The organism is Stenotrophomonas maltophilia group sp. Smal17 (assembly GCF_030237045.1).
GTDB classification, from domain to species: Bacteria; Pseudomonadota; Gammaproteobacteria; order Xanthomonadales; family Xanthomonadaceae; genus Stenotrophomonas; species Stenotrophomonas forensis.
On the sequence record NZ_JASJSU010000116.1, the window covers coordinates 1 to 12,703 of the forward strand.

General features: G+C 68.7%; 15 protein-coding genes. 8 read left to right on the forward strand and 7 right to left on the reverse strand.

Annotated elements, in window-relative coordinates; translation table 11 throughout:
- Positions 1-110: 110 nt before the first annotated feature.
- Together QRO93_RS19550 and QRO93_RS19555 are read right to left on the reverse strand one after the other, a co-directional pair.
- A complete protein-coding gene (locus tag QRO93_RS19550; protein ID WP_006462204.1) occupies positions 111-704 on the reverse strand; it encodes a mechanosensitive ion channel family protein in 594 nt (197 codons plus the stop codon).
- 33 nt (positions 705-737) lie between these two features.
- Positions 738-917 carry a hypothetical protein gene (locus QRO93_RS19555; RefSeq protein ID WP_180878517.1) on the reverse strand — a complete coding sequence of 60 codons (180 nt, stop codon included), beginning with the start codon at positions 915-917 and terminating at the stop codon, positions 738-740.
- A 126-nt stretch (positions 918-1,043) separates the two neighbouring features.
- Between QRO93_RS19555 and QRO93_RS19560 the strand changes: the two genes are divergently transcribed.
- Genes QRO93_RS19560 through QRO93_RS19570 form a run of 3 tightly spaced genes read left to right on the forward strand, consistent with a single transcriptional unit; the run spans position 1,044 to position 3,044 of the window.
- Complete coding sequence (locus QRO93_RS19560; protein WP_012511790.1) at positions 1,044-1,622, forward strand: RNA polymerase sigma factor; 579 nt, start codon at positions 1,044-1,046, stop codon at positions 1,620-1,622.
- On the forward strand, positions 1,619-2,152 hold the full coding sequence (locus QRO93_RS19565; RefSeq protein ID WP_180878516.1) for a hypothetical protein: 534 nt from the start codon (positions 1,619-1,621) through the stop codon (positions 2,150-2,152). Before QRO93_RS19560 ends, QRO93_RS19565 begins: the two co-directional genes overlap by 4 nt.
- A gap of 10 nt (positions 2,153-2,162) precedes the next feature.
- Positions 2,163-3,044 (forward strand): DUF4097 family beta strand repeat-containing protein, encoded by an 882-nt coding sequence (locus QRO93_RS19570; protein WP_053450460.1) that lies wholly within the window; start codon positions 2,163-2,165, stop codon positions 3,042-3,044.
- A 49-nt stretch (positions 3,045-3,093) separates the two neighbouring features.
- Here the strand turns inward: QRO93_RS19570 and QRO93_RS19575 are convergent, their stop codons facing one another.
- The 3 genes from QRO93_RS19575 to QRO93_RS19585 all read right to left on the reverse strand — a co-directional run bounded on the left by QRO93_RS19575 (position 3,094) and on the right by QRO93_RS19585 (position 5,172).
- Positions 3,094-3,276 carry a hypothetical protein gene (locus QRO93_RS19575; protein WP_005410566.1) on the reverse strand — a complete coding sequence of 61 codons (183 nt, stop codon included), beginning with the start codon at positions 3,274-3,276 and terminating at the stop codon, positions 3,094-3,096.
- 11 nt (positions 3,277-3,287) lie between these two features.
- Positions 3,288-3,581, reverse strand: a complete 294-nt coding sequence (locus QRO93_RS19580; RefSeq protein ID WP_080375010.1) for a YkgJ family cysteine cluster protein — start codon at positions 3,579-3,581, stop codon at positions 3,288-3,290.
- 229 nt (positions 3,582-3,810) lie between these two features.
- The gene (locus QRO93_RS19585) at positions 3,811-5,172 is read right to left on the reverse strand and encodes an Hsp70 family protein (RefSeq protein ID WP_008266863.1); all 1,362 of its coding nucleotides are present in this window, start codon (positions 5,170-5,172) and stop codon (positions 3,811-3,813) included.
- 170 nt (positions 5,173-5,342) lie between these two features.
- On the opposite strand from QRO93_RS19585, the gene QRO93_RS19590 reads away from it, so the two are divergent.
- Entirely contained in the window at positions 5,343-5,678 is a 336-nt protein-coding gene (locus QRO93_RS19590; protein WP_180878515.1) for a zinc ribbon domain-containing protein YjdM, read from the forward strand.
- A 7-nt stretch (positions 5,679-5,685) separates the two neighbouring features.
- On the opposite strand, the gene QRO93_RS19595 is transcribed toward QRO93_RS19590, so the two are convergent.
- Complete coding sequence (locus tag QRO93_RS19595) at positions 5,686-6,837, reverse strand: transglutaminase domain-containing protein (protein ID WP_180878514.1); 1,152 nt, start codon at positions 6,835-6,837, stop codon at positions 5,686-5,688.
- A 229-nt stretch (positions 6,838-7,066) separates the two neighbouring features.
- Between QRO93_RS19595 and QRO93_RS19600 the strand changes: the two genes are divergently transcribed.
- The 4 genes from QRO93_RS19600 to QRO93_RS19615 all read left to right on the forward strand — a co-directional run bounded on the left by QRO93_RS19600 (position 7,067) and on the right by QRO93_RS19615 (position 9,930).
- Entirely contained in the window at positions 7,067-7,669 is a 603-nt protein-coding gene (locus QRO93_RS19600) for a hypothetical protein (RefSeq protein ID WP_180878513.1), read from the forward strand.
- Positions 7,670-7,717: 48 nt separating this feature from the next.
- Entirely contained in the window at positions 7,718-7,891 is a 174-nt protein-coding gene (locus QRO93_RS19605; protein WP_053511578.1) for an oxidoreductase-like domain-containing protein, read from the forward strand.
- Positions 7,888-8,505 (forward strand): DUF998 domain-containing protein, encoded by a 618-nt coding sequence (locus tag QRO93_RS19610; protein WP_053511577.1) that lies wholly within the window; start codon positions 7,888-7,890, stop codon positions 8,503-8,505. The genes QRO93_RS19605 and QRO93_RS19610 overlap by 4 nt, the downstream gene beginning before the upstream one ends.
- 78 nt (positions 8,506-8,583) lie before the next feature.
- Positions 8,584-9,930, forward strand: a complete 1,347-nt coding sequence (locus QRO93_RS19615; RefSeq protein WP_053450455.1) for a virulence factor family protein — start codon at positions 8,584-8,586, stop codon at positions 9,928-9,930.
- Between the two features lie 201 nt (positions 9,931-10,131).
- On the opposite strand, the gene mprF is transcribed toward QRO93_RS19615, so the two are convergent.
- Entirely contained in the window at positions 10,132-12,696 is a 2,565-nt protein-coding gene (gene mprF, locus QRO93_RS19620) for a bifunctional lysylphosphatidylglycerol flippase/synthetase MprF (protein WP_180878512.1), read from the reverse strand.
- Between the last annotated feature and the right edge of the window lie 7 nt (positions 12,697-12,703).

Sequence of the window (12,703 nt, forward strand, 5' to 3'; positions counted from 1 at the left end):
CCCCCCCCCCCCCCCCCCCCCCCACCCCGCCATCCCACAGGAGGCCAGCCTTTGACGTTGACGTTGCCTCGGCGGGTGCAGGGCGCAGCCCTGCAAAGAAAAAAACCCCCTCAGCCGTCGCCCTGGATCCCGCCGGGAGCCTGCGCCGGGTCGCGCCAGCGACGCACCGTGCGCTGGAAGAACAGGTTGTTCGGCAGCTGCAGCACCGTGCCCTCGTGGCCATCACCGGTTTCCTGCAGCGTCGTGTAGATCAGGTTCACGTCGATCACCCGGCCCTTCAGCCCAGGTTTCTCGCCGTTTTCCAGCACCTCGATGTAGTCGTGCAGGCGGAACGGACGGGTGGTGAAGATCAGCAGCGTGCAGAAGATGTTGGACAGCACGCTCCAGGCCGCGAAGAAGGCCACCGCGCCCACCGCGGCGAAGCCGGTGAAGGCGGTCCAGAGTACCGACGGCTTCGCGCCGAGCAGGCTGAGGATGTACAGCAGGGCACTGAAATAGACCACGAAGCTGGTGATCCGGCGTGCGCCCATCACCATCTCCGGCGGCAGCGTGTAGTGCTCGGCGAAGCGGCGGATCAGGCGACGGGCGAGCAGACGCAGCAGCCAGGCGACCAGCAGCACCAGCACGATCTGCAGGGCGACGCCGGCGTAGTTCAGCCAAGGGTGGGTCCAGGGCGGCAGGTGGTCCTTCAGCGACAACATCATGGGGCGACTACGGCGGGGGAACGGCCCCCGATGTTACCCGGCGCGTGCGGGGGATTCGACCGCCGGGGTCCAGGCCAGGCAGACCAGCTCCTGGCGATGCTGCTGCAGGCAGGCGCGGCCGTTGTCGGGGCGGAGCTGCAGCGACAGGCCCAGTACCTGCAACAGGACGCAGGCGGCGATCACCAGCAGGGCGGCGCAGGATGGGCTGGACATGGCAGGACTCCCGGACGGCGTTTTCACGAAGGACCTTGCATGGATGCAGCGGCCGCCGAAAAGGTTGCAGGGGATCGATCGTGGATGGGCTCTAAACCTTTTCCCGGGCCGCCGCATCCAAGCGATATGCTCGACACCACCATGCCCGCGCCGCCTGCCGCCAACGACGCCGTCGACGAACCCGCCCTGGTGCGGGCGGCGGCCGCTGGCGATACCGCCGCCTACGAACTGCTGTACCGGCGCCATGCGCCCCGCGTATTTGCGGTGCTGTGGCGGCTGTGTGGGGGGCAGCAGGCGCGTGCCGAAGATGCGCTGCAGGAGGCCTTCCTGCAGGCCTGGAAGGCGCTGCCGGGGTTCCGTTTCGAGAGCAGCCTGTCGACCTGGCTGCATCGGCTGGGCGTCAATGCCGCCCTGATGGAACTGCGTGGGCGCGCGGCCGGGCAGGATCACGACAGTCTGGATGAGGTCGACGGCGGATTGCAGGAGCTGGCGGTGCATGACCGCTGCGCCGGCACCGAGCGCGACCTGGAGCGCGCGCTGTCGACGTTGCCACCACGGGCACGTGCGGTACTGGTATTGCACGATATCGAAGGCTGGAAACACCAGGAAATCGCCGAGCAGCTGCAGATGGCTGTCGGCAGTTCCAAGGCACAGTTGCATCGTGCGCGCGGTTTGTTGCGTGCACGGCTGGGAGACATGACATGACGACACACGACCACGATTCTGATTCCGCGCTGCTGGCACGCCTGCGCGCCCTGCCCAGCGAACGCAGTCTGCCCGCCGATGGCTGGGAGCGCCTGTCGGCCCGGCTGCCACCGCGTGAACCACCGTCGGCACCTGCAGCGGAGGGCAATGTGGTGGCCCTGCCCATGCGTCCGAGGCGGCGCTGGTGGCTGCCGGTGGGCGCGGCGCTGGCGGCCAGCCTGGCGGTGTATGCGGTGGCGCCGTGGCGCCATGCGCAACCCGGCATGCCGGCGCCGTCCGCTTTGCAGTTGCAGGCGGCTGCAATGACCGAGCAGTACCAGCAGGCCGTGGCCTCGCTGCCCGATGGCCGGGCGCCGGAATGGCAGCCGGCCCTGCATGAACTCGATGAAAGTGCCGCGCAGATCCGCGCCGCACTGGCGCAGGACCCACGTGCGCCGCACCTGCTTGGCCAGCTCAAGCGCACCTATGCGCTGCGTCTGGAACTGACCCGGCAGGCGGCCTATGCCGCCGAGTCCGGCCTGGCGACCTGAGGAGACCCCCATGACCCGAACCCTGATTTCCTGCTGTGTGGCGCTGTTGCTGGCACCCTCGCTGGCGCTGGCCGACACCCGTATCGACGAACGCCACACGCTGGCCGCCGGCGGTCGCATCGAACTGAGCAACGTCGCCGGCAAGGTGACCGTGCGCGGCTGGGACCGCAATGATGTGCAGCTCACCGGCACGCTCAGTGACGGCCTGCAGCTGCGCCAGGAGAAGAGCGCCAACCGCGTGCGCTGGGAGATCGAGTACCCGCGCCGCAACAACAACGGTGGCGCCACCCTGGTGCTGAATGTGCCGCGCTCGGTGGAACTGCTGCTGAGTACGGTCAGCGCCAGCCAGGACATCAGCGGCATCGACGTGCGCCGCCTGCAGGCCGATACGGTCAGCGGCAGCCTGAGCGCGGCCGGGCGCAGTGGCGACAGCAAACTCAACACGGTCAGCGGCAGTGTCAGTGCACGCCTGCAGACCCCGAAGCTTGACGTCAATACGGTCAGTGGTCGGATCGAGGCCGGTGGCGGCGTATCCGGTGATATCGGTGCGCAGACCGTGTCCGGCCGGGTCGAGGTGGACGCCGGGCGGGTGCAGCGGCTGGCGGTGGAAACCGTGTCGGGCAGCATCGAGCTGGCAGCGGCCGGGTTGGCACCGGGTGGCCGCGTCAACGTCGAATCGGTGAGCGCCTCGGTGACGCTGAGCCTGCCGCGCACGGTGTCGGCGCAGCTGTCGGTGAACAGCTTCAGCGGTTCGATCAACAGCGATGCCGGGCAGGTGGAGCGGCCGCGCTACGGGCCGGGCAGCCACCTCGACACGCGGCTGGGCGGCGGTGATGGTGACATCCGCATCCAGTCGCATTCGGGCAGTGTGCAGGTACGCCTGGATCGCTGAGTGCGGTCCGGCAGGCCGCGGCGGCAGCGCCGCCGCGGTCGGTACTGGGTCAGCTGGCTTTCTTCAGCGCCCAGGTGGTGCCGAGGACTTCGATCTTGCCACCGGCCTTGCGGAACGCAGCCAGGTCCGAAGCGATCGAATCACTGCTGACCACGGTGCTGGCGGCCGCGCCCTTGCGTTCGCTGCGGATGCTGTTGCTGGCCTTCGCGGGGGTCTTTGCCTTGCGGGGCATGGTTGCTCCTGTCAGGTGGAAGGGGAGGAAAGCGACCAGGCATCAGCCTGGCGCAGGTAGTCCTGCCGCTCGCGGCGGCAGTCATCGCCGCCCATCGAAAACTGGCGGCAGATCGCCGGGCGCTGCGAATAGATCGTGCAGCGCAGGTGATAGGGATCGATCGCCGCGCACCAGCCTTCCTCGTTGCGTGCCATCACGGCACGGCCGTGGGCGTCGCGCGAAAGGAACTGGCCGGGCACCTGGTCGCCGGGCTGCAGCAGCACGGGCAGCCGGCAACAGACCGCATCACAACGGCGGCAGTCGATGGGTGCAGGTGCTGCGTCAGGTTGTAAGGCCTCTGGGGCCTGGCGGGTGCCCAAAGCGGGTCTCGATGGCGGCTCCGGTGGTACGCGGACCATGAACGAGCCAGGAAGGCATGGTCGCTAGGCCCGCAGGGCGGGCCGGGCTGCACGGAAGACACGCACCGGCGTGGCCGGTGGAAGGTGCAGCTGGGTTCTAGCCGACCAAGGGTAACTTAGACCGCGTAACGTTTTGTTAATCCTGGCTGGCTGCGGCCAGCGCAAGGCCCTGGACCACCCCCAGCGAGGGTTCGCCGTGGACCATGCGGGCGCCCGGGAAGGCCTCGGCCACGGCCTGGCGCAGGTAGCCGGCACGGGACATGCCGCCGGTCAGGAACACCGCGTCCGGATCGCCACCGATATCGCTGCGGACCTGGGCCAGCAGCTCGCGGATCTGCTCCAGGTACCCATGCGCGGCGGAGGCCAGGCCGTCGGCGCTGCTGTCGGCATGCAGGTCGCGGGCGATGTAGTCCAGCGTGCTGCGGTGTTCACTGGCGGCGCTCAGGGCGATCTTCGCGCGTTCGACATCGCGGTACAGGCGCGCGGTGTTGCCGGTGTCCTGCAGGGCCTGCAGGCGGTCGCCCCAGGGCGCGTCCACATGGTCGTACTTGTGCAGGCGGAAATCGCGCTGCCGGGTCATGTCCTGCACGGTGGCCGCTTCCACGTAGTGGTGGGTGGGCACGCGGGTGATGCCGCGGCCGAACAGCGGCATGTAGCTGGACAGGCTCAGCGCCAGGTCGATGTCGGTACCACCACGGGCGATACCCCAGGCGCGGTGGATGCGCGGTGCGTCGTCGCCGCCGACTTCGGCATGCGCGATGTCGGTGGTACCGCCGCCGATGTCGACGATTACCGCCTGGTGCCGCTCGCGGCTTTCGGCGTGGTAGTGCATGGCCGCCGCCGCCGGCTCTTCAAGGAAATCGATCTGGTCGAAGCCGGCCTGGGTGGCGGCCTCGCGCAGGATGTCCAGTGCCTGGTCGTTGCCGGCCGCGCCGATCGAACTGCGGAACTGCACCGGGCGGCCGAGCAGGGCGGCACGCAGCGGGCGGCCAAGCTGTGCGCTGGCGGTCAGGCGGATGTGTTCAAGGATGTGCGCGGCGATGCCGGTGATGGTCTGCCTGGCGCGCGGGTGCAGGTTGTAGCCCAGCATCGACTTCGGGCTCTGCACCAGGTTGCCTTCGTGTTCCTCGAAATACGCTTCCAGAGCCTCATCACCGTAGACCGCGTTCTGCAGCAGGTCGCTGGCGCTGCGTTCCTGGCCGGCACGGGCTTCCATCCACTCGCGGCGAAGCGCGCGCAGGGCTTCGCGGCGCAGCGCCTGTGGCGTGCGTTCCTGGCCGGCGGCACGCGCTGCGCGGGCGGCGCTGTCGATCATCTGCTGCAGCTGGTGTTCCTGGCCGTCGTCGAGCTGGAAGTCGTCCGGGTCGGGCACCACGCCGGGGAAGTACACGCTGGTGCGGAACTGCTCGGCGTCGCCGAAGCGGATCGGCAGCAGTTTTCCCTCATGCACGATGGCGGCGGCGGAGTTGCTGGTACCGAAGTCGATGCCGAGGCGCATGGGGAGTTCCGGGGACGATCAGGGGTCGCGCACTCTGCTGCAGTTCGCTACCAACTGCAAGTTCCACCGTCCTGCCGTGAAGGAGGGCCGCCGGCCCCCCTCCCGGCGGAATGGGGAAAAGGCCGGCCGGTTACAATGGCGCCTGTTGATTCATTTCGAGGTACTTGCCGATGTCGTCCGCCCCCGCCTGCCCGCAGTGCACCCTGGAAAACACCTATGCCGATGGCGCGCTGTGGATCTGCGCCGACTGCGGCTTCGAGTGGACCGCCGAGGAAAGCGCCGGTTCGACCCTGGTCGTGCGTGACAGCAACGGCAATTCGCTGCAGAGCGGCGACACCGTCACCGTGATCAAGGACCTGAAGGTGAAGGGCTCCTCGATCCCGCTGAAGCAGGGCACGGTGATCCGCAACATCCGCCTGGTCGAGGACGATGCCGAGCACATCGAAGGCAACTCGGACAAGATCAAGGGGCTGGTCCTGAAGACCTGTTTCCTCAAGAAGGCCTGACCGGACCTCAGCGCCTGGCCTGCTGCGCGCGCCAGCGCGCCAGGCTGTCCAGCTTGGCCTGGTAGCGTGCCTGCTCCTGGGCCCCGCCCAGTTCCTGCGCGCGCAGCATTTCGCGATCGGCACGCTTGAGCTGGCCGGCCAGGAAATAGACCCGTGCCAGCCCGAAGTGGAACTGGTGCGCGGTGTCATACAGGCGCACCGCCTGGCGGTAGTAGCGGATCGCCGCATCCAGCTGGCCCGCACGCTCGGCTTTGGCGCCGAACATGTACTGCGCGAACGGGTCCTCGCGCTGCACCGACGTCAACCGGCGCTCCAGCGCCTGCGCCTGCGCGGTCAGGCCCAGGCTGCGGAACAGGGCCGAGGCATTGGTCAGCGCGGCATCCTGGCGTCCATCCAGCTGCAGCGACCTGTCCAAGGCCTGTCGGGCGCCCTCGTTGTCGCCTGCGCGATGGTCGAGCACGCCGACGTTGTTCCAGACCGGAGCGAACCCGCTGTCCTGGGCCAGCGCAGCGTCGAAGAACGCGCGTGCGCCCACCAGGTCACCTTCGGCAAGGTACTCGGCGCCGCGGTTGTTGTAGAAATGCGCCAAGGCCCGCGCACGGCTGACCGGAACCGGCCCGCGCCGGTCGTAGAGCACGTTGCGGTCGAGGTCGACGGTACCGAAACGCCCGCCGACGTCGACGCCGGCGTTGACGTGCCCGACGTTGTAGACCACGCCGTTCTGCTGGTCCTGGTACCACGACACCACCTGTCCCACTTCCTGCACGCGGGCCTGGATGCCGGCTTCGCGGGCAAGTGTCACGAACAGCAGGGTGAAGGCCAGGCAGTTGGCCTGGCGGTGCTGCCAGATCTCGCTGACGGTGTAGGTCGCATTGGCGTCGTACTGCAGGTTCAGCCCGTGCTGGTCGAAGATCATTTCCACCAGCGCCTGCAGGCGCTGGTCGCGGGAGTAGCTGCGCTGGATCACCTGCTTCTGCAGCATCGCGCGCAGGTCCGCCGGAATGGCGAACACTTCCTCCGGCGTCGGCACGCGCGGGGCCGACACGGTGATGGTTGGAGTGGTCACCACCGTTGCAGGCGGCGCCGGGTCCGCGCCGAAGGCCGGCGCACAGAGGGCGAGCAGCGAAAGGGCCAGGCAAGGGACGGAAGGACGGTACATGACAGCTCCCGGCAGCGGCGGGCGCTCCCGCCTGTGGCGAGTGTAGACCCAGGGATGTTCCGCTGCAGCGACCGTTGGTCGGCGTCGCGGTTCATCCACAACCGGTGTGGACCAGCGCTCGACAAAGCTGTGGACAACCGCGCCCAGGCCGCGCCCGGCAAGCGTTGTGAGTGCGTGGTGAAAAAACAGTCAGCTTGCCCGCCGCCGGCGCAGGCGGGATGATCCGGGCATGGACTTCTCACCGCTCTCGCTTGCCCCGGCGCAGTGGCAGGCGCTGCAGGACAGCTATGCAACGCCGCCTCGCGCCTACCACCACTTCGGCCACGTGCGCGCCGTGCTGCAGCACTGCCAGGAGGTGGCTGATGGCCCGGGCTGGCAGCAGCCGGCCGAGGTCTATCTGGCCGCGCTTTACCACGATGCGATCTACCAGGCCGGGCGCAAGGACAACGAGGCACGCTCGGCGCAGCTGGCGCTGCAGGCAATCGCGCAGGCACCGGAACTGGCCGCCGTCGATGGCACCCGGGTCGAGCAGCTGATCCTGCTGACCGCCCGCCATGGCGAGCTCGGCCCGGACGATGTCGATGCCGAGGCCGCGCTGTTCCTGGACTGCGACATGGCGATCCTGGCCGCGCCGGAACCGGTGTTCGCCGCCTACGACCGCGGCGTGGCCGAGGAGTACACGGGCGTGGTACCGGGCTTCCTGTACCGTGCCGGGCGCCGGCGCTTCCTGCAGGGCCTGCTGCGCGCGCCACGCATCTTCCTCAGCGATTTCTTCCACCAGCGCCTGGATGCCGCGGCCCGCGACAACCTGCGCCGGCAGTTGGGCCGCTGAGCCCGCCCGGTACACTGGGCGCTGTTTCCCCGATCACCGTTTCCGACCGTGTCCGTCCCTGATCCCGATCCCCGCCCGCTGCCGCCGGAAGAACCCGGTCCCAACGAGTGTTGCGGCAGTGGTTGCCCGCTGTGCGTGCTTGACCTGTATGCCGATGAGCTGCAGCGCTACCGCAAGGCGCTGGCCGAGTGGCAGGCGCGGCATCCGGATGCCGCGCCATGAACCGCGCGCGTCCGGCGGCAGTGCTGGCGATGGTGGCGTTGCTGCTGTTCGTGGCGACTGCACTGTGGACCCAGTTCGCGCGCACCGACCTGGACTGGGTGCGGGCCACGCTCAGCCTCTACCTGCATGGGCCGTGGGGGCTGGCACTGCGCGCGGCGTATTGCCTGTTGGCGCTGGCCATCGCGGTGCTCGGCATCGCGCTGTATCGCGGCAGCATCGGCCCGCGTCGCAGTGGGGCCGCGCCGCTGCTGTTCACCGTGTCCGCACTGGGGCTGGCCACCGTCGCCATCGGTGACAGCTGGCTGCCCGATGCAACGCCGTTGCTGGCACCGTTCATCCATGGGCTGGCGGCCAACACCGCGTTCCTGTGTGCCAGCGTCGGCATGCTGCTGCAGGCCTGGTACCTGCGCCGCGAACCGGGCTGGCAGTCCGCCGCTGGCCTGCTCTGGGGCTGGGCGTGGCTTGCGTTCGTGCTTCTCTGGCTGCACGTGCTGTGGCGCGCCGGGCCACCGCGTGGGCTGGGGCAGAAGGTTGTGATTGCGGTGATCGTGGGCTGGCTGCTGTACCTGGCGCTGGCGTTGTACCGCCGCAGCCGCCGTCCCGCCCCTCACTGAACCCCCAACGGCCTGCGCCGGTACGTGCCGTGCACGCGGTGGCGGCGTATCGTGTGCGCATTCCATCGGGGCTGCGATATGAAGCGTGCAGGGCTGGGCAGGGCAATGGGTGTGGTACTGGCGCTGGCTGCGCTGCCGGCAATGGCGGCGGCCAACGTGCAGCAGTTCAGCCACGGGCGGTTCGAACAGATTCCGGTGCATATGCCGTCGGGAACGCCGCAGCGGGTAGTGATCTGGTTCCATGAACCTTCTGCCGGCGGTGATACCAGCCGTTTGCCGATCGAGGCGCTGCGTGCCGATGGCGCGATGGTCGCGGCCGTGGACATCGCGCATCTGCGCGGCGTGCTCAAGCGCGAGGGTGACCCGACCTGCTCCTTTGGTTCCGGCGATGTCGAGAACTTCTCGCGCTGGCTGCAGGCGTCGCTGCATCTGCCCGGCTACCACCTGCCGCTGGTCGGCGGCGATGGTGAAGGTGCCGAAATGGCCTACTCGCTGGCGGCGCAGGCCGATACCCAGGTATTCGCCGGCCTGCTCACCACCGGCTTCTGCCCGGACCACAGCCACGAACGCATGGTCTGCGGCGATGGCGTGAAGCGCAACAGGTTGCAGCCCGCCGAACTGAACTTCCCGTGGTTGAGTGCGGCCGGTGATCACGGCTGCAAGGTGGGCGAGGCCAGCGGGTTCGTGCAGCAGGTGGCGATGGCGCGCGAGTTCAAGCGCACCGCGCGCGGTGACGCCTCGCCGGGGCTGGTGGCTGCGGCGCGGGTGATGGGGGCGCAGGCAGGTGTCAGCCTGGCACCGCCACCGGCTGCGCTGAAGGGCCTGCCGGTGGTGGAAGTGCCTGCAGCCGGCAACGGCGACACGCTGGCCGTGTTTGTCTCCGGCGACGGTGGCTGGGCCGGCCTGGACAAGGACGTGGCGTCGTCGCTCAACGAGCACGGCGTGGCGGTGGTCGGCATCGATTCGCTGCGCTACTTCTGGAGCGAGCGCACGCCGAAGGGCTTTGCTGCGGACCTGCAGAAGATCATCGATCACTACCGCCAGCAGTGGCACCGCGACAAGGTCATGCTGATCGGATTCTCGCAGGGCGCCGACGTGCTGCCGGCCACCATCAACCAGCTCGATGCAGATACCCGCGCGGCACTGGACCGTATTGTGCTGCTGTCGGTGGGCAAGAAGGCCGACTTCGAGTTCCATGTCAGCAACTGGCTGGGCGGCGGCGGTGACGGCCTGCCGATCGCGCCGGAAGTGGCGAAGCTGCCGGCTGGCAAGACGTTGTGCGTGTATGGGCAGGACGACGATGACGCGTTGTGCCCGGGCCTTCCCGCCAACGATGGCGTGCAGAAGGTGAAGCTGCCGGGCGACCATCACTTCAATGGTGACTACGACCGCCTGGCCGAGGTGATCCTCAAGGGTGGCGCCTGACGCTCATGTAGCGTCGAGCCATGCTCGACGGACGTTGGTAGGCGCCGACCTTGGTCGGCGCCGGGGAGCGTGTCGACCAAGGTCGACACCTACCTGGGGTTGCGAAGGGCGGCGCGTAAAGCGGAGGGCGTGCGAACCAACGGTTCGCACCCACCAGAACGCGCCGCAGTAGCGTCGAGCCATGCTCGACGGATCGCGGCCTCAATTCCGCCGCGGATCCAGCGAGATCAGGCGCGTGGCATCCAGCAGCGCCGCCGGCAGGTGCATGCCGCCGGGTGCTGCCAGATAGCGCGGCCGCCACTGTGGATCGAACTTCGACTTGAAGCGGCGCAGACCACTGAAGCCATAGAAGCGTTCACCGTGCCGCGCTAGCAGGCCGGCCAGCCGGTTCCAGCGGCCCGCGAGCCGATGCTGGGCCAATCCGGACAGCGGCGCCATGCCCAGCGAGAAGCGCGCGTAGCCCTGCGCGCGGCCCCACAGGAACAGTTCGATGAAGAGGAAGTCCATCGTGCCCTTGGGCGCCTCGTTGACATGGCGCATCAGGTCCACCGACAGCTCGGCGCCGGCCGGTGCCTGCCACAGGTTGGCGAATGCCACGATCTGGCCTTCGGCCTCGACCAGTGCGACCGGGAAGCGCGCCAGGTAATCCGGGTCGTAGCTGCCCAGCGAGAAGCCCTTTTCATCGCCGGCCTTGTCGTCCAGCCAGGCGTTGGAGATGGCATGCAGGCGTGGCAGCAGGCTGGGAATCTCTTCCACGGGTGCCACCCGGAATGACAGGCCGCTGCGCTTGCCGCGGTTCCAGGCCTGGCGCAGGTCGGCACGTTCGCGGCCTTCCAGGCCGAAGTCGTGCAGCGGCACCATCGCTTCCTCGCCCAGCTTGACCAGGCCCAGTCCAAGGTCCAGGTAGGTCTGCCAGTAGGTCTCGCCCACCTGGTAGAACACCGGGCGCAGGCCGAGTCGGTCGGCCTCCTCGCGGAAGCGCCAGATCAGTGCGCGGGCGACCTCCGGCGGTCCGACCGGATCGCCCATCGCGATCAGCGAACCGCCATAGCGCTGCATCATCACGAAGCCCTGCTTCGCATCATCGCGCAGCACCGCCTTGTCGGCGGTCAGCACCAGGCAGGCCTGGGTATCGGTGGCACCGGCCAGCACAGGCGCCAGCGATTGCAGCGTGGCTTCATCGGCGGCCGGCAGCGGGCTGCGGGTGCTGTGCAGCAATCGCGCCAGGCCGAACATCACCAGCGCGATGGCCACCACCAGCAGCGCACGCAGCGCACGCGGCGCGTTGCCGGACACCGCGAATTCCCACCACAGCTCGTTCTGGTATTCGACGTGGCTGTAAGTGAAGAACAGCAGCCAGGTGACCGCGACCAGCACCAGCCCGAGGTTGCGCAGCCATGGCCACGACCAGGCCTCGTCCAGCAGCGCACCCTGGCGGTAGAACTCGCGGCGCGCGGCCCACAGTGCCATCGCCACCAGCAATGCGGACACCGCGATCAGCGGCTGGCCGCCACGCAGCCACAGTGGCAGCGGGGTGATCACACACACCGCCATCGCCAGCATCCACGCCGCGTGGCTGCGCCGGGACAGACCCTGGCCGATCAGCAGCAGGGCGACACCGCTGAGGCTGCCGATCAGGTGCGAGGTTTCCAGGACCGGCAGCGAGGCATTGACCAGATGCCGGCGTGGCGTGGGCAGTGTGCCGTCGATGACCAGCGCGGCACCGATGCTGAACACCGCCAGCGCGATGATCTGTGGCAACCAGGGGCGCAGTGCGTTCCAGCCGGCGCGGGTGGCGCCGGCGCTGGCCTGCAGTGGTTGCCGCAGCGCAGGGGCCAGCGCGAGCAGGGTGGCCAGCACCAACGGCAGCACGTAGTAGGTAACGCGGTAGATCAGCGCGGCGGCCAGCACTGCCGCCGGTGCGACCTGCGGCAGCAGCTTCAGCAGGCTCCATTCGAACACGCCGAGGCCTGCGGGGACGGTCGAGACCAGGCCAGCCAGCACTGCAACCAGGTACAGGCCGACGAAGCCGGGCAGGCCGGTGGGCGTCGAGTCCGGCAGCAGCACGTAGAACGCGGCGCTGGCGAGCACCAGTTCGATCACGCTGAGCACGGTGACGCCGATCATGGTACGGCGGTCGGGCAGCCACAGGCCATGCCCGAACACGCTGAACTGGCGGCCTTCGCGGCCGACCAGCAGCAGCATCGCCAGATAGGCGAACAGCGCGATGATGCCGACCACGCGCACCGCGTCCGGATTCAGCGGCAGTGCCAGCGCCGCGGCTTCAGGCTCCATGCACAGCGCCACGCTGATCAGCAGCCAGGCACCGAACACGAAGCCGAGCGTGCTCATCAGCACCACCTGGCCGATCTGCGCCAGGTCCAGGCCGGCGGTGCGGTAACCGCGCAGGCGCACCGCACCACCGGTCAGCGCGGCGAAGCCCACGGTCTGGCCCAGCGTATGTGCCAGGAATGCGGTGATGCCGATGCGTGCCGGATGCACGCGGATGCCGCTGCGGCGCAGGCCGATGGCGTCAAAGCCGATCAGGCAGGCGTAGCTGGCCAGGCCAAGCACGACGGTAAGCGCGATCTGCGTGCCGCTGAGTTGATGGAAGGCGTGGCGGATGGCGCGGTAGCCGTTCTCATCGAATTCATTGGCCAGCCCATGCAGGGCCAATGCGAGGATCAGCAGCGGGATGACGATGGTGAGGACCCGCTTCCATGCCGGGGTGGAGGAAGCGGTGGCGGGGTCGGTGGCTGGGGTCATCAGCGCA

What these genes read in the sequence shown, in the direction of transcription:
- QRO93_RS19555 (WP_180878517.1), bottom strand. Translation starts at nt 917, where the DNA reads ATGTCCAGCCCATCCTGCGCCGCCCTGCTGGTGATCGCCGCCTGCGTC.
- QRO93_RS19575 (WP_005410566.1), bottom strand. Translation starts at nt 3,276, where the DNA reads ATGCCCCGCAAGGCAAAGACCCCCGCGAAGGCCAGCAACAGCATCCGC.
- QRO93_RS19550 (WP_006462204.1), bottom strand. Translation starts at nt 704, where the DNA reads ATGATGTTGTCGCTGAAGGACCACCTGCCGCCCTGGACCCACCCTTGG.
- QRO93_RS19610 (WP_053511577.1), top strand. Translation starts at nt 7,888, where the DNA reads ATGAACCGCGCGCGTCCGGCGGCAGTGCTGGCGATGGTGGCGTTGCTG.
- QRO93_RS19560 (WP_012511790.1), top strand. Translation starts at nt 1,044, where the DNA reads ATGCTCGACACCACCATGCCCGCGCCGCCTGCCGCCAACGACGCCGTC.
- mprF (WP_180878512.1), bottom strand. Translation starts at nt 12,696, where the DNA reads ATGACCCCAGCCACCGACCCCGCCACCGCTTCCTCCACCCCGGCATGG.
- QRO93_RS19565 (WP_180878516.1), top strand. Translation starts at nt 1,619, where the DNA reads ATGACGACACACGACCACGATTCTGATTCCGCGCTGCTGGCACGCCTG.
- QRO93_RS19570 (WP_053450460.1), top strand. Translation starts at nt 2,163, where the DNA reads ATGACCCGAACCCTGATTTCCTGCTGTGTGGCGCTGTTGCTGGCACCC.
- QRO93_RS19600 (WP_180878513.1), top strand. Translation starts at nt 7,067, where the DNA reads ATGGACTTCTCACCGCTCTCGCTTGCCCCGGCGCAGTGGCAGGCGCTG.
- QRO93_RS19585 (WP_008266863.1), bottom strand. Translation starts at nt 5,172, where the DNA reads ATGCGCCTCGGCATCGACTTCGGTACCAGCAACTCCGCCGCCGCCATC.
- QRO93_RS19615 (WP_053450455.1), top strand. Translation starts at nt 8,584, where the DNA reads ATGAAGCGTGCAGGGCTGGGCAGGGCAATGGGTGTGGTACTGGCGCTG.
- QRO93_RS19590 (WP_180878515.1), top strand. Translation starts at nt 5,343, where the DNA reads ATGTCGTCCGCCCCCGCCTGCCCGCAGTGCACCCTGGAAAACACCTAT.
- QRO93_RS19595 (WP_180878514.1), bottom strand. Translation starts at nt 6,837, where the DNA reads ATGTACCGTCCTTCCGTCCCTTGCCTGGCCCTTTCGCTGCTCGCCCTC.